General features: G+C 64.2%; 16 protein-coding genes. 10 read left to right on the top strand and 6 right to left on the bottom strand.

The genetic code is table 11. From position 1 onward, the window contains the following. Positions 1–152 precede the first annotated feature (152 nt). Positions 153–863 carry a membrane integrity-associated transporter subunit PqiC gene (locus A0O30_RS09680; RefSeq protein ID WP_060500352.1) on the top strand — a complete coding sequence of 237 codons (711 nt, stop codon included), beginning with the start codon at positions 153–155 and terminating at the stop codon, positions 861–863. A gap of 201 nt (positions 864–1,064) precedes the next feature. Here the strand turns inward: A0O30_RS09680 and A0O30_RS09675 are convergent, their stop codons facing one another. Further along, complete coding sequence (locus A0O30_RS09675) at positions 1,065–2,525, bottom strand: AhpA/YtjB family protein (RefSeq protein WP_105946325.1); 1,461 nt, start codon at positions 2,523–2,525, stop codon at positions 1,065–1,067. 134 nt (positions 2,526–2,659) lie between these two features. On the opposite strand from A0O30_RS09675, the gene serB reads away from it, so the two are divergent. Beyond that, positions 2,660–3,874 carry a phosphoserine phosphatase SerB gene (gene serB / locus A0O30_RS09670; RefSeq protein WP_105946324.1) on the top strand — a complete coding sequence of 405 codons (1,215 nt, stop codon included), beginning with the start codon at positions 2,660–2,662 and terminating at the stop codon, positions 3,872–3,874. A 150-nt stretch (positions 3,875–4,024) separates the two neighbouring features. Here serB and asd read toward each other — a convergent pair whose 3' ends face one another. Genes asd through A0O30_RS09655 form a run of 3 tightly spaced genes read right to left on the bottom strand, consistent with a single transcriptional unit; the run spans position 4,025 to position 7,287 of the window. Then, positions 4,025–4,888 carry an archaetidylserine decarboxylase gene (gene asd / locus A0O30_RS09665; RefSeq protein ID WP_016712332.1) on the bottom strand — a complete coding sequence of 288 codons (864 nt, stop codon included), beginning with the start codon at positions 4,886–4,888 and terminating at the stop codon, positions 4,025–4,027. A 9-nt stretch (positions 4,889–4,897) separates the two neighbouring features. Then, positions 4,898–5,707, bottom strand: a complete 810-nt coding sequence (locus tag A0O30_RS09660; protein WP_105946323.1) for a rhodanese-like domain-containing protein — start codon at positions 5,705–5,707, stop codon at positions 4,898–4,900. A 44-nt stretch (positions 5,708–5,751) separates the two neighbouring features. Next, positions 5,752–7,287 (bottom strand): HDOD domain-containing protein, encoded by a 1,536-nt coding sequence (locus A0O30_RS09655; RefSeq protein WP_105946322.1) that lies wholly within the window; start codon positions 7,285–7,287, stop codon positions 5,752–5,754. 130 nt (positions 7,288–7,417) lie between these two features. Between A0O30_RS09655 and motA the strand changes: the two genes are divergently transcribed. Then, positions 7,418–8,269 carry a flagellar motor stator protein MotA gene (motA, locus tag A0O30_RS09650; RefSeq protein ID WP_016712329.1) on the top strand — a complete coding sequence of 284 codons (852 nt, stop codon included), beginning with the start codon at positions 7,418–7,420 and terminating at the stop codon, positions 8,267–8,269. A 3-nt stretch (positions 8,270–8,272) separates the two neighbouring features. Beyond that, positions 8,273–9,304 (top strand): flagellar motor protein MotB, encoded by a 1,032-nt coding sequence (motB, locus tag A0O30_RS09645; RefSeq protein ID WP_105946321.1) that lies wholly within the window; start codon positions 8,273–8,275, stop codon positions 9,302–9,304. A 45-nt stretch (positions 9,305–9,349) separates the two neighbouring features. Here motB and rsgA read toward each other — a convergent pair whose 3' ends face one another. Next, positions 9,350–10,381 (bottom strand): small ribosomal subunit biogenesis GTPase RsgA, encoded by a 1,032-nt coding sequence (gene rsgA / locus A0O30_RS09640; RefSeq protein ID WP_105946320.1) that lies wholly within the window; start codon positions 10,379–10,381, stop codon positions 9,350–9,352. A gap of 152 nt (positions 10,382–10,533) precedes the next feature. Here rsgA and orn point away from each other — a divergent pair, with 152 nt between their 5' ends. Continuing rightward, positions 10,534–11,076 carry an oligoribonuclease gene (gene orn / locus A0O30_RS09635; protein ID WP_105946319.1) on the top strand — a complete coding sequence of 181 codons (543 nt, stop codon included), beginning with the start codon at positions 10,534–10,536 and terminating at the stop codon, positions 11,074–11,076. 91 nt (positions 11,077–11,167) lie between these two features. Beyond that, on the top strand, positions 11,168–11,779 hold the full coding sequence (locus A0O30_RS09630; RefSeq protein WP_020193322.1) for a trimeric intracellular cation channel family protein: 612 nt from the start codon (positions 11,168–11,170) through the stop codon (positions 11,777–11,779). A 27-nt stretch (positions 11,780–11,806) separates the two neighbouring features. On the opposite strand, the gene queG is transcribed toward A0O30_RS09630, so the two are convergent. Then, positions 11,807–12,871: a tRNA epoxyqueuosine(34) reductase QueG gene (gene queG, locus A0O30_RS09625; RefSeq protein ID WP_105946318.1), complete on the bottom strand. Its 1,065-nt coding sequence runs from the start codon at positions 12,869–12,871 to the stop codon at positions 11,807–11,809. 65 nt (positions 12,872–12,936) lie between these two features. Between queG and A0O30_RS09620 the strand changes: the two genes are divergently transcribed. Genes A0O30_RS09620 through mutL form a run of 4 tightly spaced genes read left to right on the top strand, consistent with a single transcriptional unit; the run spans position 12,937 to position 17,595 of the window. Next, a complete protein-coding gene (locus A0O30_RS09620; RefSeq protein ID WP_105946317.1) occupies positions 12,937–13,797 on the top strand; it encodes an NAD(P)H-hydrate dehydratase in 861 nt (286 codons plus the stop codon). Then, positions 13,794–14,258, top strand: coding sequence for a tRNA (adenosine(37)-N6)-threonylcarbamoyltransferase complex ATPase subunit type 1 TsaE (gene tsaE, locus A0O30_RS09615; protein ID WP_371920898.1), 465 nt, complete (start codon positions 13,794–13,796; stop codon positions 14,256–14,258). The genes A0O30_RS09620 and tsaE overlap by 4 nt, the downstream gene beginning before the upstream one ends. Positions 14,259–14,269: 11 nt before the next feature. Next, positions 14,270–15,700: an N-acetylmuramoyl-L-alanine amidase gene (locus A0O30_RS09610; RefSeq protein ID WP_016712322.1), complete on the top strand. Its 1,431-nt coding sequence runs from the start codon at positions 14,270–14,272 to the stop codon at positions 15,698–15,700. Then, positions 15,697–17,595 (top strand): DNA mismatch repair endonuclease MutL, encoded by a 1,899-nt coding sequence (gene mutL / locus A0O30_RS09605; RefSeq protein WP_105946315.1) that lies wholly within the window; start codon positions 15,697–15,699, stop codon positions 17,593–17,595. Before A0O30_RS09610 ends, mutL begins: the two co-directional genes overlap by 4 nt. Position 17,596 lies beyond the last annotated feature (1 nt).

The following is a 17,596-nucleotide window of genomic DNA, read 5'->3' as shown; positions in this document are numbered from 1 at the left end:
GGCAATTTCAGCGCCGTTCCGGGCAGAAATGCTGGAGTCGGACGGTTATTTCGCGGATGATATGGCCCTTGCGGTGCCGACGTAGTCGTGTGCCCGTTTGAATCTATATGTATCACTGCGGTGTGCCTGTAGGCGACCGCCTGGATGGGATGATGAAATTTCTGCGCCTTCCATTTGCGCTGTTGATGACTGGCCTGCTGGGCCTTGGCGGGTGCACCATGCATCAGCCGGTTGCCCTGTACCAGCTCGACAGTGGTGATCCTGGCCAGCCTTCGCAAAGTGCAGGCATGGCCGTGGTACTCGGCCCGGTATCGGTGGCCGATTACCTGCAGCGCGAGACGTTCCTGCAACGTCAGGCCGATGGCAGCCTGAGCGCGGCGACCGACGGTCGCTGGGCGGGCAGCCTTTCGTCGGATATCGACCAGCTGCTGGTGCGTCAGCTTGCCTGGCGCCTGGACAGCCAGCGCGTGGTGCTGGCCCCGGCAACCGCTGGTTTCAGCCCGGATGTACAAGTGCTGTTGTCGATCACCCGCCTGGACTCGGGCAAAAACCAGCCGGCCATTCTCGACGCCCAATGGCGTCTGCTGGACCGCCGTGGCCATGTGCGTGACAACCGCATCGTTCACCTTGAACAGCCGCACGAGGGCAGCGAATCGTCGCAGGTGCAGGCCCAGGGCCAACTGCTGCAGAAGCTGGCTGAACAGCTGAGCACTGCGGTGAAGCCACTGGCCAACCAGCCGGCAATTGCCGAAGAGTCGCCTAAAAAGCCCGCAGCGCCGGTGCAAGTGAAGAAGGCGCCGGAGAAATCCAAGATCCCGATGGCGTCGCCGATTCGTACCGATATGGAAGTTTATCGGTTCTGATCAAGCCGCCAGCCACAAAAAAGCCCGCATGTTTGCGGGCTTTTTCGTATCTGTAGGGTTGACGAGGACTTTGTGGGAGCGGCCTTGTGTCGCGATAGGGCTGCGTAGCAGCCCCAGCGATCTGTGTCATATCCTAAGCCCTGGGGCCGCGCTGCGGCCCTATCGCGACGCAAGGCCGCTCCCACAGGTGTCGTGCAGGCCTCAGGCCCTGCGCTCGTGCATCCGCGCCAACTGCCGCTCCAGCATCGACGGGTAAGGCTCCATCAAGCGCTCCACGCAGCAGGCACCCTCAGGGCTGGCAATCGGGCGAATACGCGCACGCTGGCGAATCAGCGCGTCATCGCTGATCTGCCGTTCCACCAGCAACAGGTTGCGGCTGTGTTGCGACAGTGCCAGGGCATCCTGGGCCTTTTCGGCCATCAGCAGGTCCACCATCTCCAGCCCTTGCAGGTCGTTGCCCAGGGCCAGGCCCAGCTGTAGCTGCAGGGTGATGCCGCTGTCGGCCACTTCAATCTGCAGGGCGTGGCCCAGGGCGCGCAGCAGCTCGCCGCAGCAGATGGCATTGGTCAGGTAGTCTTCGCCGCAATCGCGGCTGTGGAACAGCACCAGGGTGCTGCCATCGTTCAGCGTGTGGGTTTCACCGTCGTAGAGCGAAGCCGCGTGCTCCAGGCAATCGCGGTAGCGTTCGGTCAGCTCGGTGAGGCGTGTGCGTGGCAAACGGCGCAACTGCTCCTGCGAGCCCAGTTGCACGGCAAGGACGGCGCTGTACTGCGGTTCGTCAGACTCGACCACTGCAGCGGCCTTGGGCGCACTGTCGTCGTCCAGCAGGCCGGCGAAGGCATCGTCGTCATCCTCGTCTTCCACCGCGGCAACCCTGGCGCGTGGCGCGGCCTTGGGGGCCGGTGAAGGCTCGTGCAGGTCGTCGTATTGCGCGTCGTCCTCTTCCTCCAGCTCGGGCTCTGGCGGTGGCGGCGGGGCCAGGCGCGCATGCAGCTGGCGGGCGATATCGCCGATCTCGTCCTGACGGTCGGTGGCCGGGGTGTAGGGTTGCGGGTCGCGCAGCCATACCCGCAACTGCAGCAGCGGCAGGGTAATGAAGCGGCCCTGGCGGAGGCTCAGGGTCAACGCGAGTACCAGCAGGATGGCGGCCAGGATACCCATGCTCTGCAGGCTGATCAGCATCGGTTGCTGGAACTGGCTCATGTCCAGGCTTATGCGCAGTTGCCCGGCAGTGACGTCCTGGAAGGTGATCTTGGTCTGGTACAAGCCCTCGGCCTCACCCAGCAGGCTGTTGCGCGGGCGCTGGCCGGCTTCGGCGAGGATGCGGTTGTCCACACTGTAGATTGCCGCATGGGCCACCAGCGGGTTTTTCACCAGGTTACCCAGCAGCACGTTGAGGCTGAGGATGTCGTTTGACACCAGCAGCTCGGTTGCCGACGTGGCCGTCTGGGTGGTCAGGCTCTGGCCCAGGGCATCGGCCTGCTCATGCATGGCCTGCTTGAACTGCAGGCCCATGACGCAGGCGTAGATCACCAGCGCCAGCGCCACCAGGAAGATGTTGGTGCAGGCGATGCGCAGTGCCAGCGGCACGCGACGTTGACTCAGGGCACGATAGATCATCAGGAAGAAGTTGTCTGGTTTGACGGGCGTGGGCCGGTTCACTGAGCTCGGCTCTTAATGGCATGAAAGTGGGGGGAGTATAGCGAGCCGGGTTTTGTCGGCAAAGTATCGTTGGCGCCCGATGGTCATGGAAAATCGGTAGAATGCGCATTTTTCATCGAAGTCGGAGCCAGGTTGTGCGCGAAATCGTCCTGATCAACATCACCGGTGAGGACCGTCCCGGTCTCACTGCGGCTATCACCGGCGTCCTGCTGCAGGGCGGTGTGAGCATCCTCGACATCGGCCTGGCGGTCATGCACGGCACCTTGTCGTTCGGCATTCTGGTCGATATCCCGGACAACGAAGTGGCTACCGCGCTGCTGCAAAGCGTGCAGGCCAAGGCTCACGAGCTGAACTTGCAGGCCCGCTACACGCCGATTTCCGAGGCAGACTACCAGCAATGGGCCGACGGCCAGGGTGAAGCGCGCCACATCGTGACCCTGCTCAGCCGCAAGATCACCCCCGAGCAATTGCAGCGTGTGAGTGCGGTGATCAGCCAGTACGGCCTGACCATCGAACGCATCGAACGCCTGTCGGCCCGGGTAGCGCTGGACGCCGAAACCGAAAAGGGCAAGGCGGCCATCGAAATTTCCGTGCGCGGCGTGCCGAGCGACGCCCAGGCCCTGCGGGCTGACTTCTTTGCCCTGGCTGAAGCGCTGAGCGTCGACATCGCCTTCCAGAAGGACGACCTGTTCCGTCGCAACCGCCGTCTGGCGGTGTTCGACATGGACTCCACGCTGATCGAGGCCGAAGTCATCGATGAGTTGGCCAAGGCGGCCGGCGTGGGTGAGCAGGTGGCGGCCATCACCGAGCGTGCCATGCGCGGCGAGCTGGACTTCCGCGCCAGCTTCAAGGAGCGCATGGCGCTGCTCAAGGGCCTGGATGTGGGCGTGCTGGACGAAATCGGGGCTTCGCTGCGCCTGACCGAGGGCGCCGAAAACCTGTTCGCCGAACTCAAGCGCCTGGGTTACAAGACTGCGATCCTGTCGGGTGGCTTTACCTACTTTGCCCGCCAGGTGCAGGCGCGTCTGGGTATCGACTACGTATTTGCGAACGAGCTGGAAGTGGTCGACGGCAAGGTGACCGGCGTGGCGGTCGAGCCGATCGTCGATGCCCAGCGCAAGGCCGAGCTGTTGCAGAAGCTGGCCAGTGAAGAAGGTTTGCAGCTGGAGCAGACCATTGCCGTGGGTGACGGTGCCAACGACCTGCCAATGCTTTCGTTGGCCGGGTTGGGCGTGGCGTTCCGCGCCAAGCCGCTGGTGCGCCAGTCGGCCAAACAGGCCATTTCCACCCTGGGGCTGGATGGTGTGCTGTACCTGCTGGGCCTGCGCGACCGCGACGCCCGCGGCTGATCCGAAAATCCGGGGCCGCTTTGCGGCCCTTTCGCGACACAAGGCCGCTCCCACAGGTGCCGCGCAGGCTTCAAATGCGGCGCTGTACCTGTGGGAGCGGCCTTGTGTCGCGAAAGGGCTGCAAAGCAGCCCCGGGGATCATTCAGGTAATCAAGCCTGTGCAGGCTCTGCCAACAGCTGCCCCATGCGCACTGCGGAACCAGCGCCCAGATTTTCAGCCCATTTCACCTGCTCTGGCCCGAACAGCACGATGGCGGTCGAGCCCAGCTTGAAGCGGCCCAGTTCAGCACCTTTCTCCAGGTGGATCGGCGCACGGCTGGCTTCGTCGTAACGGAAAGTCTTCAGCTCACGCTTGGGCGGCGTCACCAGCCCGGCCCACACGGTCTCGATCGAGGCCACGATCATTGCACCCACCAACACCACGGCCATCGGTCCGCGTTCGGTGTCGAACAGGCAGACCACGCGCTCGTTGCGGGCGAACAGCTCGGGAACGTTCTCTGCGGTGGTCTGGTTGACCGAGAACAGGCGGCCCGGCACGTAGACCATTTCGCGCAGGGTACCGGCCAGCGGCATGTGCACGCGGTGGTAATCCTTGGGCGACAGGTAGATGGTGGCGAACTCGCCGCCCATGAATGGTGCGGCCATGGCCGGATCGCCGCCCAGCAGCTCTTGTGCGCTGAAACCGTGGCCCTTGGCCTGGAAGATGCGACCGTGCTCGATCGGGCCGAGCTGGCTGACAGCGCCGTCGGCGGGGCACAGGATTGCGCCCGGGGTTTCGTCCAGTGGGCGGGCACCTGGCTTCAGGGCGCGGGTGAAGAATGCATTGAAGTGCTCGTAGGCGCTCAAGTCCTCGACCAGGGCTTCGGACATGTTGACCTGGTAGCGCTTGGCGAACCAGGCGGTGAAGGCGTTCTTGAACCAGCGCGCGCGGCACTCGGCAACGCAGCCGGCCAACCGCGACAGCAGGTGGTGCGGCAGCAGGTACTGGCTGATGATGAACAGACGGGATTTCATGCAGGTTCCTTAAACTTCTACAGGCGTGTCCGGGTGGTTGCCCCATTCGCTCCACGAGCCGGCATAGGCCTTGACGCGTGGGTAGCCGAGGGACTTGGCCACCAGATAAGTGAAACCGGAGCGGCGATGGGTCTGGCAGTGGGTGATCACTTCCTTGTCAGGGGTGATGCCCAGTTGCTCGAGGACTTCTTTGATGTCCTTGCGAATGCGCAGGTGGTCGTTCAGATCCATGCCTGCGGTCCACTCGAAGTTGATCGCGCCGGGGATATGGCCACCCTTGGCTGCCAGCACTTTCTCGCCATTGAATTCCTGCGGGCCGCGTGCGTCCCAGATGACCAGGTCATCGGCGCCCAGGCGGCTTTGCAGGTACTCGCGGGTGGCGGTGGGCGCGTTGTCGATACGCAGATGCACCGGATGGTTGCCGCTGGCGGGCACTTCGGTGGTCAGCTTGTCTGCTGGCCAGGCCTGGATGCCGCCATTGAGGTAGTGGTAATGCTTATGGCCGATCACGTCGAGCAGCCAGATGAAACGCCCGGCCCAGCCGCCGCCTTCATCGTCATACACCACATACACGGCGTCGTTGCGGTGGCCGAGTTCGCTGAACAGTTTTTCCAGGTCACCCAGCGCAGGCAGCAGGCCGGGCGCAGGAGGCTGGCCAAGCTGGGTACGCTTGCCTTCGACAAAGCGTGCGCCGGGGATATGCCCGCTGACATAGCGGTTGGCGCTGCTCAGATCGACCAGGATCAGCTGGGGCGAATCCAGGCGTGGCAGCAGGTCCGCGGCTTCGATCACCAGGGGCAGGCCGGAAAAGTCAGTCATCCACGGTCTCCAGTGTGGAAAGAGGGGCGATTGTAGCGCAAGGCTCAGCCCTTGCGGTTGGCAAACACCGACAGCGCCCGCTCGGTACATTGCGCAGTCTTGCCGAAGGCCTGCACGCTGATGTCGGCCAAAGGCCGGCAGCCTTGGTCGGCCACCATCAGCATCAGCACCTGGTCGTTCACCGCCAGCGAGCGTAGCAGCACATGCTCGCTGCGGAACAGTGCACGCAGGGGTGCGGGTAGCAGTGCCGAGAACTGGGTGTGGTTTTCCGGGGTGATGCGCAATTGACCTGCCTGGGCCAGCAGCTTTTGCAGCAGTTTGTTCTGCGACACTTGAAGGGCCAGGGCGCCAGCCTCCTTGGGCAGGCCGGCAAGTTGCTGCACGCGCAGGTAGTCGCTGGCTTTGTCCAGGCTCAGCAGCAGGATGCGTTGCATGCCGCAGGCCTGCAGGGCTTCGAGGGCCTGGGTGGCCAGGTGCACGGTGTTGGTGAACGGGCTAGGCTGGGCCAGCAGGTGCTGGCACAGCTTGCGCCAGCGTGCCAGGTCGTCGCTGCTGGGCGGTGGCGGGGCGAGCATGTCCGGGTGCGGGCGGCGCTGGTGCCAGGGCCAGATCAACGCCTCCGCCGGGTGGAACAACGCGTGCCGGGCGTGGCGGCGGGCACTGGCGGCGGCCTGTTGGTGCACTTGCTGCTGCACATCTTCCAGCGAGGTTTGCAGGTACAGCGCGGTCAGCAGCTGCCAGCGCAGCAGGTGCGGGTTGTCCCAGCCAACTTGCGCTGCCAGAGCCAGGTTGTTGGCCAGCAGCACGGTGTTGGCCGGTTGGTTGAACCAGCGGCGCAGGCCGGGCTCTGCGTCCAGGCGGTGTTGCTGGCTGAGCAGGTCTTCGTCGCGGGCGATACTCAGTACCTGAGCCAGTTGCTCGCGCTCTTCCAGCAGCAGGCGGTAGCCCTGAGTCACCCACTGCGGCAGGCGCCAGTACTCCGCCATGGTCTGGCACAGCGCCATGATCCGCACGCCAAACAGCTCTTCCTCCACATGGGCGGCGTCTTCGCCCTTGTGGATAACCCTTAGCTCCCAGGTGTCTAGCAGTTTGGGGTAGGCCAACGCCAGCGGCCAGAGTGGCGACAGGAACAGCAGGCTGCCCCAGTGAATCTCCTGCCACAGCCGTGCCAGGCGGCTGGCGAACAGGCCGCTGGCCTGTTGCGAGGCGTGCTGGCTGATCAGCTGGAACTGGCTGAGCACGGGCGGGATTTCTTCAACAGGCACCGAGGGCAGGCGCTTGAGCAGTTGTTCACTGCGCTCCAGGCCCAGGCGATTAAGGGCGACTTCCAGGCTTTCGGCAGGCGCTGCCTGGCTGGCATTGGTGGGGTGATTGGCTTCGCGCATCACCGACAGCACCAGTGCCGGGCTATCCTGCATCAGTTCGGCGATATCACGCAGTGAGCGGCGGCTATCGTGGATGGCAGCCATGACCCGGTCGTAGCTGTGCTTCGGCACGGGGATGCGAACACTCTCTAGCAGCTTTACCCAGGCCTCTAGCGTACGTGGGGCCTGAGCGGGCACCTTGGTTTCAATTGGCATTTTGACATCAGTCCGAACTGGCTTTTCGCATTGAGTGGCTATAGTCTGGCGCAGTTCTGCCGATAAGTAGAAGAAGAGTTTTAAAGCTCCCGTCTCTTCCCCTGACCACGACAGCAAGTGCTTTGAACCTATGGCTAAAATTATCGGCATCATCGTCGTATTCGCGAGCGTGCTCGGCGGGTACGTGCTCTCCCACGGCAAGATCGCGGCGCTGATCCAGCCGTTCGAAGTACTGATCATCGGCGGTGCGGCCTTTGGTGCATTCCTGCAGGCCAACCCTGGCCACATGACCATGCACGTCATCAAGAAGTCGATGAAGATGTTCGGCTCGCGCTTCACCCACGCCTACTACCTGGAGGTGCTGGGCCTGGTGTACGAGATCCTCAACAAGAGCCGTCGCGAAGGCATGATGGCCATCGAGGCCGACATCGAGGACGCAGCAGCCAGCCCGATCTTCGCCAAGTACCCGACGGTGCTGGCCGACGAGCGCATGACCGCGTTCGTCTGCGACTACCTGCGCATCATGTCCACCGGCAACATGGCCCCGCACGAGCTTGAAGGCCTGTTCGACATGGAACTGCTGAGCATGAAGGAAGAACTGGAGCACCCGTCCCATGCGGTGACCGGTATCGCCGACGGCATGCCAGGCTTCGGTATCGTCGCGGCAGTACTGGGTATCGTGGTGACCATGGCCTCGCTGGGCGAGGGTGACCAGGCAGCCATCGGCATGCACGTAGGTGCGGCACTGGTCGGTACCTTCTTCGGTATTCTGGCGGCGTACGGCTTCTTTGGCCCGTTGGCCAAGTGCCTGGAGCACGATGCCAAGGAAGAGCTGAACCTTTACGAGTCGATCAAGGCTTCGCTGGTTGCGTCGGCCTCGGGCATGCCACCTTCGCTGGCGGTCGAGTTCGGGCGCAAGGTGCTGTACCCCAAGCACCGCCCAAGCTTCTCCGAGCTGGAACAAGCGGTTCGCGGTCGCTGAGTCATGGAGAACAATCAGCCCATCATCGTCAAGCGCGTCAAGCGCTTTGGCGGCGGCCACCACGGTGGCGCCTGGAAAATCGCCTTTGCCGACTTTGCTACGGCAATGATGGCGTTCTTCCTTGTGCTGTGGTTGATGTCCACGGCCACGCCGGAGCAGAAGATCGCCATCGCCGGCTATTTCAAGGACCCGATCGGCTTTTCGGAAAGCGGCACGCCTTATGTCATCGACCTGGGTGGTTCGCCTGAGCTGGCACCGGAAAAAACCATCAACCCGGAAGCCAAATCCGAGCCGATGCCCGAGACCACGACCCAGCTGAACAAAGACCAGGTCGAGACCATGGCCGAGCAGGTCGAGCGTGAGCGTCTGGAGTTGCTGCTGCAAGAGCTGCAGAACAAGGTGGAAGAGAACCCGCAACTGCAGAAGTTCAAGGACCAGATCCTGTTCGAGATCACCCAGGATGGCCTGCGCATCCAGATCATGGATGCCGAGAACCGGCCGATGTTCGACATCGGCAGCGCGCGCTTGCAGCCGTACTTCGAAGATATCCTGCTGGCCATGGCCGACACCATCAAGGCGGTGCCGAACAAGATCAGCATCAGCGGCCACACCGATGCCAAGCCGTATGCCGGCACTGGCGAATTCGGCAACTGGGAGCTGTCGGCCAACCGCGCCAACGCCGCACGCCGTGCGCTGGTGGCCGGTGGTTACCCGGACGGGCAGGTGGCGCGGGTGGTGGGCTACGCTTCGTCGTCGCTGTTCGACCGCAAGGACCCGTTCAATCCGGTCAACCGCCGCATCGACATCATCGTGCTGACCAAGAAGGCACAGCGCAATATCGAGGGTGAGCAGGGTGCGCCGGAAGCGCCGGCTGCCGAGCCTGCGCCACCGGCCAGCGGTGCTGCGCCAGGGGCTGCGGCGCCGGCCGCACCGGGGGATACCGAACAAGCGCCGATGCAGCCGCGTGAGCTGCGCCAGAAGCTGAACATCTTTGAAGATGGCACGCTGAAGATGGATGACGCCAAGGAGCAGTAAGCCTGCTCGGCCCTAGTGGGCGCGGCGCAAGGCCGCGCCTGCAACTCAATAGCTGTCTTGTGACAGGCTGGCGATGATCGAGCGGTAGCTGTTCATGCGCTGCGGCTTGATGCGCCCTTCGTCCAGCGCCTTGAGCAGCGCACAGCCCGGTTCGCGGTCATGCTTGCAGTCGCGGAAGCGGCAGGTGCCGAACAGGTCGCGAAACTCGATGAAGCCATCCTCCACATCGTCGCGGCTGACATGGCCAAGGCCGAATTCGCGGATGCCCGGCGAGTCGATCAGGTCGCCGCCGTTAGGGAAGTGGTACAGCCGCGCCGTGGTAGTGGTGTGGGTGCCCTGGCCAGACCATTCCGACAGGTCGCCGACACGGGTGCCGGCGTCTGGGAGCAGGCTGTTGACCAGCGACGACTTGCCCACGCCCGACTGGCCGACGAATACGCTGATGTGGCCGTCGAGCTGCTGTTGCAGGCGCTGCATGCCATCACCGTGGTGTGCCGATACCTCCAGCAGCGGGTAGCCCAGTTCGCGGTAAACCTCCAGCAACGCATGCAGGCCAGGGCCGTTCTCGTCGTTGATCAGGTCGGCCTTGTTCAGCAGCAGCAGCGGGCGCAGCCCCGCGTGCTCGGCAGCGACCAGGTAGCGGTCGATCAGGTTCGGGTGGGGCTCCGGGGCCGGGGCGAACACGATCACGATCAGGTCGACGTTGGCTGCCACAGGCTTCAGCTGCCCGTGATTGTTCGGCCGGCACAGCTCGGTGCTGCGCGGCATCTGCGCCACGATCACGCCAATGCCCTGGTTGCCCGCACGCCATACCACGCGGTCGCCGGTGACCAGTGCTGGCAGGTTGGCGCGCAGGTGGCAGCGGAACACCTGGCCTGCGGTTTCGCCGTCCTGGGCTTCCACCTCTACCTGCACACCGAAGTGCGCGATCACCAGGCCCAGTTGCTCAGGCCCCAAATCGCCGCCTTCCAGTTCTTGCAGCACGTGCTGCTCGCGTTTGGCGGCGCGAGCGGCGCGCTCGCCCTGGATTTTTTCGATCCGCCAGTTTTGGCGGCGATTGAGCTGGCGTTTGGCCATGAAGGTACCGTGAGAGAGGCCCGGCGAGGGGCATTGAAAACGGCAGGCAGTTTAGCACGCCAGGCGTTGGACTTTTCCGCTTACCTTTGTGCAGTGAATGGGCGTGCCCTGGCCACTAGGCTACTATGACGGCCTATACGAGGAGCCCCTGCATGCAAAACCCACAGAACCTGATCTGGATCGACCTGGAAATGACCGGCCTGGATCCGGACAGCGACGTCATCATCGAGATGGCCACCATCGTCACCGACAGTGAGCTGAACACCCTGGCCGAAGGGCCGGTGATCGCTATCCATCACAGTGACGAAGTGCTGGCGCGCATGGACGAATGGAACACCCGCACCCACGGTGCTTCGGGCCTGACCCAGCGCGTGCGCGAGAGCAAGGTCAGCATGGCTGAAGCCGAGACGCAGACCATCGCCTTCCTCGAACAGTGGGTGCCAAAGGGCAAGTCGCCCATCTGCGGCAATAGCATCTGCCAGGACCGCCGCTTCCTCTATCGCCACATGCGCAACCTGGAAAACTACTTCCACTACCGCAACCTGGATGTCTCTACCCTGAAGGAGCTAGCCGCGCGCTGGGCGCCGAATGTGCGTGACAGCTTCAAGAAGGGCAATACCCACCTGGCGCTCGACGACATTCGCGAATCGATCGCCGAGCTGCGCCACTACCGCGAGCACTTCATCAAGGTGTGAGCTGAAACGGCGCAGATATTGTATCTGCGCCCCCTTTTGGTGCTTCGAGCAACTGGTTAGACTGCGCGCCTTTCTCGCACGGACCCGCACCATGTTGTTGATGCTCTACCTCATCGCCATCACTGCCGAAGCCATGACTGGCGCGCTGTCTGCCGGGCGCCGCGGCATGGACTGGTTCGGCGTGGTGCTGATCGCCTGCGTCACCGCCCTGGGTGGCGGCTCGGTGCGCGACGTGCTGCTCGGGCATTACCCGCTGACCTGGGTGAAACACCCGGAATACCTGGTGCTGACCAGCTTCGCGGCGCTGCTGACCATCTTCATTGCGCCGATGATGCGCCGCCTGCGCTCGCTGTTTCTGGTGCTCGATGCGCTGGGGCTGGTGGCTTTTACCCTGATTGGCTGCATGACCGCGCTGGAGATGGGGCAGGGCATGCTGGTGGCGTCGATCAGCGGGGTGATCACCGGGGTATTTGGCGGGATCTTGCGGGATATCTTCTGTAACGACATTCCGCTGGTGTTCCGGCGCGAACTCTATGCCAGCGTGTCGTTCGCGGCTGCGTGGTTCTACCTGGGGTGTGTGTATTTCAAGGTGCCGGCAGAGCAAGCGATGCTGCTGACCTTGTTTGGCGGGTTCCTGCTGCGGTTGCTGGCAATCCGTTTTCACTGGGAAATGCCCAAGTTCCACTACAACGACCAGCAGTGAATTCTGGGGCCGCGTAGCGGCCCCCGGCTATTGAATGTCGTGTCGGGCCAGCGCCCACTCCACATGCTCGCGCACCAGCTCCGATTCATCCTCTCGCCGGGCCTTCAGCGCCTCGATCACCGGAATTGTGGACGGCGCATTGCCCAGCCCCACCGCCAGGTTGCGCAAGAATCGCTCATACCCCGCCCGCCGCAACGGCCCACCCTCGGTCTTGCGCAGGAAGGTGCGCTCATCCCACAGGAACATTTCCGCCAGCTCGGCATTTTCCAGCCCATGCCGTGGTTGGAAGTCCTGCTCCTGGCTGTGTTTGGCAAAGCGGTTCCATGGGCAGACGATCTGGCAGTCGTCGCAACCGAACACCCGGTTGCCCATCTTCGCGCGCAGTTCGACAGGGATCGCGCCCCTCAGCTCGATGGTCAGGTATGAAATGCAGCGCCGCGCATCCAGCACATAGGGCCCGACGAAGGCCTGGGTCGGGCAGATGTCCAGGCAGGCCTGGCAGCGGCCGCAGTGTTCGCTGGTGGTGGCTTCGTCCACCGGTATTGGCAGGTCGACAAACAGCTCGGCGAGGAAGAAGTAGCTGCCCGCCTTGCGGTTGAGCAGCAGGGTATTCTTGCCGATCCAGCCCAGGCCGGCCTGTTCGGCCAGGGCCTTTTCCAGCACCGGGGCGCTGTCGACGAAGGCGCGGTAACCGAACGGGCCGATGGCCTCCTGGATGCGGTCGGCCAGGAACTGCACGCGCTTGCGCACCAGTTTGTGATAGTCCCGGCCCAGCGCGTAGCGCGAGATGTAGGCTTTTTCAGGCTGTGCCAGGCGCTGTGCCATCTGCGTGTCGCCGGACAGGTAGTCCATGCGCAGCGACACCACGCGCACGGTACCGGGGATCAGCTGATCGGGGTGCGAGCGCTTGCTGCCATGCGCGCCCAGGTACTCCATCTCACCCTGGTAGCCGGCATCCAGCCAGCGTTGCAGGTGATGTTCGTGTTCGCCAAGGTCGACCCCGGCGATGCCAACGTGGGCAAAACCGAGTTCTTGGCCCCAAATCTTGATCGATTGGGCCAGTTGGGCGAGGTCAGGCGTACAGACGGACATGGATGGGCAAGGCAATACGGGTTCAGGTGCGTATAATTCTGCCAGACATTGGAGCCTTTGACCCCATGCCGCAGACCAAACACCCCAGCCATGCCCCTCAACTGCTCAGCAGCGTGACCGTCGCGCACCTGCCGGCACGGCATGCGCATGCCCATAAAGGCGACTTTGGCCATGTGCTGGTGGTCGGCGGTGACCTTGGCACCGGCGGCGCCGTGCTGCTTAGCGCCGAAGCCGCGCTGCGGTGCGGTGCCGGGCTGGTCAGCGTGGCAACCCGGCCCGAACATGTCCCGGCCAGCCTGGCGCGCTTGCCCGAGGTAATGTGCCTGGGCGTCAGTTCGGCCAATCAGTTGATGGGTGTGCTGGAGCGAGCCTCGGTGCTGGTGGTCGGCCCGGGGCTGGGGCAGGCGGCGTGGGGCCGCAGCCTGTTGTCGGCAGTAGCCAATGCCGAGCGGCCGCAGGTGTGGGACGCCGATGCCCTGAATTTGCTGGCACGTACCCCGCTGGCCCTGCCCAGTGGCAGCATCCTCACCCCGCACCCGGGCGAGGCAGCGCGGTTGCTGGGCATTTCCACCGAGGCGGTGCAGGCCGACCGCCCGGGTGCTGCGCGCAAGCTGGCGCGCCGGTATAACAGCGTCTGCGTGCTTAAAGGGGCCGGTACCCTGGTGGCCGACCCTGCCGGGCAGCTGATGCTGTGCGAGCGTGGCCATCCGGCCATGGCCGGTGCCGGCTTTGGCGATGTGCTGACCGGTGTGCTGGCGGCGTTGCTGGCCCAGGGGCTGGAGGCCTGGCAGGCCGCCGGGCTGGGGGTGTGGCTGCACGCCTGTGCGGGCGAGCGGCTGGGTGTAAAAGGTAGAGGCCTGGCGGCCAGTGATCTGGCGCCGGCCATTCGAGCGTTGTTGGAGGAGCATTCTGCGTGTCTGGCATAACCCTGTTTCTGGCCGATGAAGCGGCTACGGTCGACTTCGGTGAAAAAATGGCCGAGGTGACCGGTGGTCGCGGCGTGATCTTTCTTGAAGGCGACCTGGGCGCTGGCAAGACTACGCTTTCCCGAGGGCTGATCCGTGGCCTGGGCCATACGGGTGCAGTGAAAAGCCCGACCTTCACCGTGGTCGAACCCTACGAGATCGGTGAGGTCCGAGCATTCCACTTCGACCTGTATCGCCTGGTCGATCCGGAGGAGCTGGAGTTCATGGGCATTCGTGACTATTTCGAGGGCGACCCGCTGTGCCTGTTCGAGTGGCCACAAAAGGGTGCGGGCGTTTTGCCAAAGCCTGACCTGACCATTACCATAAGCCCCCAAGCGGGCGGACGCTCGCTGATCCTTTCGCCGCAGGGGGCTCGCGGCGAGGCCTGGTGCGTGGCACTGGCCAAACACTATAAACAGTAAGTGGGGTAGGTATGCGCATACGCGCACTGGTCGCCATCGTTGGTCTGCTGCTGACAACGGTGACCGTTGACGCTCTGGCCGTCACTCAAGTCAAGAGCGTGCGCCTGTGGCGCGCGCCAGACAACACGCGGCTGGTCTTCGACCTGTCTGGCCCCGTGCAGCACAGCGTCTTCACCCTGAGCGCGCCGGACCGCCTGGTTATCGATATCAATGGTGCGACCCTGGCCGCGCCGTTGAACGTGGCCACCTCCAACACGCCGATCAGCAGCGTGCGTTCGGCCCAGCGTACCCCGACCGACCTGCGCGTGGTGGTCGACCTGAAAAAGTCGGTCACCCCGAAAAGCTTCACCCTGGCGCCGAATGCCCAGTACGGCAACCGCCTGGTGGTCGACCTGTACGACCAGGAAGCCGACGCCATTGCGGCCAGCGCGCCGCCTCCGGCCCCAGCGCCGGTGCAGACGCCTGCAACCACGCCTGCCGTGCCGGTAAGCCCGGCCCAGCCCGCCATCAAGCTGCCACCGGTACCGAGCGGCAAGCGTGACATCGTGGTGGCCATCGACGCCGGCCACGGCGGCGAAGACCCGGGGGCCTCCGGCTCGCGCGGCCAGCACGAAAAAGACATCGTGCTGCAGATCGCCAAAGAGCTGCAGCGCCAGATCAACAGCGAAAAAGGCTTCCGTGCCGAGCTGACCCGTACTGGCGACTACTTCATTCCGCTGCGCAAGCGCACGGAAATCGCCCGCAAGAAGGGCGCCGACCTGTTCATCTCGATCCATGCCGACGCCGCGCCGTCGCGTGCCGCCTTTGGTGCCTCGGTGTTCGCCCTGTCTGACCGTGGTGCTACCTCCGAGACCGCGCGCTGGCTGGCCGACACGGAAAACCGTTCCGACCTGATCGGTGGTGCCGGCAACGTCAGCCTGGATGACAAGGACCGCATGCTCGCGGGCGTGCTGCTGGACCTGTCGATGACCGCCACCCTCAGTTCCAGCCTCAATGTGGGGCAGAAGGTGCTGGGTAACATGGGCCGCGTCACCTCGCTGCACAAACAGCGCGTGGAACAGGCCGGCTTCATGGTGCTGAAATCGCCGGACATTCCATCGATTCTCGTTGAAACCGGGTTTATCTCGAACAACAACGAAGCCGCCAAGCTGGCCACCGCCAGCCACCAGCAGGCGTTGGCCCGTTCGATCCACACCGGTGTGCGCCAGTACTTCCAGCAAAACCCGCCGCCTGGCACTTATATCGCCTGGCTGCGTGACACCGGCAAGATTGCCGCCGGCCCGCGTGAGCACACGGTACGCCCTGGCGAAACCCTGGCGATGCTCGCCGTGCGCTACCAGGTCAGCGTGGCCAGCCTGCGCAGCACCAACAGCCTCAAGACTGATGAGCTGAAGGTTGGCCAGCGCCTTGACATCCCCGCCACCACATTGGCCTCGCAATGAGTGGCGGTTCGCGCATCCAGCTGCTCAGCCCGCGGCTGGCCAACCAGATTGCCGCTGGCGAGGTTGTCGAGCGGCCGGCCTCGGTCGCCAAGGAACTGCTGGAAAACAGCCTGGACTCCGGTGCCCGACGCATTGACGTGGAAGTGGAGCAGGGCGGCGTCAAGCTGCTGAAGGTGCGCGACGATGGCAGCGGTATTTCTGCCGACGACCTGCCGTTGGCCCTGGCCCGTCATGCCACCAGCAAGATTCGCGAGCTGGAAGACCTGGAAGGGGTGTTGAGCCTGGGCTTCCGTGGCGAGGCGCTGGCTTCGATCAGCTCCGTGGCGCGGCTGACCCTGACATCGCGTACCGCCAGCGCTACCGAGGCCTGGCAGGTGGAAACCGAAGGCCGCGACATGCTCCCGCGGGTGCAGCCAGCGGCGCACCCGGTAGGTACTTCGGTGGAAGTGCGCGACCTGTTCTTCAATACCCCGGCACGGCGCAAGTTCCTCAAGGCCGAGAAAACCGAATTCGATCACTTGCAGGAAGTGATCCGCCGGTTGGCGCTGGCACGTTTCGATGTCGGCTTCCACCTGCGGCATAACGGCAAGAGCATCCTCAGCCTGCACGAGGCTCACGACGAAACAGCGCGTGCCCGGCGGGTAGGTGCCATCTGCGGCCCGGGCTTCATGGAGCAGGCGCTGCCGATCGACGTCGAGCGCAACGGCCTGCGCCTGTGGGGCTGGGTCGGCCTGCCGACCTTCTCGCGCAGCCAGGCAGACTTGCAGTACTTCTTCGTCAATGGCCGCGCAGTGCGCGACAAGCTGGTCGCCCACGCCGTGCGCCAGGCCTACCGCGACGTGCTGTTCAATGGCCGGCACCCGACCTTCGTGCTGTTCCTGGAGCTGGAGCCCAACGGCGTCGACGTCAACGTGCACCCGACCAAGCACGAAGTGCGCTTCCGCGAAGGGCGTTCGGTGCACGATTTCCTGTATGGCACCCTGCACCGTGCGCTGGCCGATGTGCGCCCGGAAGACCAACTGGCCGCGCCTGCCGCCGTGCCTGAGGTGATCCGCCCGACTGGCCAGCAGGCCGGTGAGTTCGGCCCGCAGGGCGAAATGCGCCTGGCTTCGCCGGTGCTTGAGCAGCCTCGTGCCCCGCAGCAGTCGTTCTCCAATGGCGGCAGTGGCGCGGGCTACCAGTATCAGTACACCCCACGCCCGTCACAGCCGGTGCCGGCTGCCGAAGCGCAGGCGGTGTATCGCGAGTTTTACAAGCCGTTGGAAAACGGTGCGGCGCCGGCAGCGGCCCTTCCCGAAAGCCAGGGTGACATTCCCCCGCTGGGCTATGCGCTGGCGCAGCTCAAGGGCATCTACATCCTCGCTGAGAACGCCGTTGGCCTGGTGCTGGTGGACATGCACGCCGCCCACGAGCGCATCATGTACGAGCGCCTGAAGGTGGCCATGGCCAGCGAAGGCCTTAGCGGCCAGCCGCTGCTGGTGCCTGAAACCCTGGCCCTGAGCCAGCGCGAAGCGGACTGCGCCGAAGAACACGCGCAGTGGTTCCAGCGCCTGGGCTTCGAGCTTCAGCGCCTGGGCCCGGAGACCCTGGCGATTCGCCAGATCCCGGCCTTGCTCAAGCAGGCGGAGGCCAACCGGCTGGTGCAGGATGTGCTCGCCGACTTGATGGAATACGGCACCAGCGACCGTATCCAGGCGCACCTCAACGAGCTGCTCGGCACCATGGCCTGCCACGGCGCCGTGCGCGCCAACCGGCGCTTGGCCATTCCCGAGATGAACGCCCTGCTGCGCGACATGGAAAACACCGAGCGCAGCGGCCAGTGCAACCATGGCCGTCCCACATGGACCCAGATGGGCCTGGACGACCTGGACAAACTCTTCCTGCGCGGTCGATGAA

It is taken from the genome of Pseudomonas sp. LLC-1 (assembly GCF_002992185.1).
Classification (GTDB): domain Bacteria; phylum Pseudomonadota; class Gammaproteobacteria; order Pseudomonadales; family Pseudomonadaceae; genus Aquipseudomonas; species Aquipseudomonas monteilii.
Note: the sequence above shows the minus strand (reverse complement) of the source record. Positions and strands in the feature narration are given on the sequence as shown.

Coding starts and splice junctions, on each gene's coding strand:
- A0O30_RS09680 (WP_060500352.1), top strand. CDS start 153: ATGAAATTTCTGCGCCTTCCATTTGCGCTGTTGATGACTGGCCTGCTG.
- asd (WP_016712332.1), bottom strand. CDS start 4,888: ATGAAATCCCGTCTGTTCATCATCAGCCAGTACCTGCTGCCGCACCAC.
- A0O30_RS09660 (WP_105946323.1), bottom strand. CDS start 5,707: ATGACTGACTTTTCCGGCCTGCCCCTGGTGATCGAAGCCGCGGACCTG.
- A0O30_RS09655 (WP_105946322.1), bottom strand. CDS start 7,287: ATGCCAATTGAAACCAAGGTGCCCGCTCAGGCCCCACGTACGCTAGAG.
- motA (WP_016712329.1), top strand. CDS start 7,418: ATGGCTAAAATTATCGGCATCATCGTCGTATTCGCGAGCGTGCTCGGC.
- motB (WP_105946321.1), top strand. CDS start 8,273: ATGGAGAACAATCAGCCCATCATCGTCAAGCGCGTCAAGCGCTTTGGC.
- rsgA (WP_105946320.1), bottom strand. CDS start 10,381: ATGGCCAAACGCCAGCTCAATCGCCGCCAAAACTGGCGGATCGAAAAA.
- orn (WP_105946319.1), top strand. CDS start 10,534: ATGCAAAACCCACAGAACCTGATCTGGATCGACCTGGAAATGACCGGC.
- A0O30_RS09630 (WP_020193322.1), top strand. CDS start 11,168: ATGTTGTTGATGCTCTACCTCATCGCCATCACTGCCGAAGCCATGACT.
- queG (WP_105946318.1), bottom strand. CDS start 12,871: ATGTCCGTCTGTACGCCTGACCTCGCCCAACTGGCCCAATCGATCAAG.
- A0O30_RS09620 (WP_105946317.1), top strand. CDS start 12,937: ATGCCGCAGACCAAACACCCCAGCCATGCCCCTCAACTGCTCAGCAGC.
- A0O30_RS09610 (WP_016712322.1), top strand. CDS start 14,270: ATGCGCATACGCGCACTGGTCGCCATCGTTGGTCTGCTGCTGACAACG.
- mutL (WP_105946315.1), top strand. CDS start 15,697: ATGAGTGGCGGTTCGCGCATCCAGCTGCTCAGCCCGCGGCTGGCCAAC.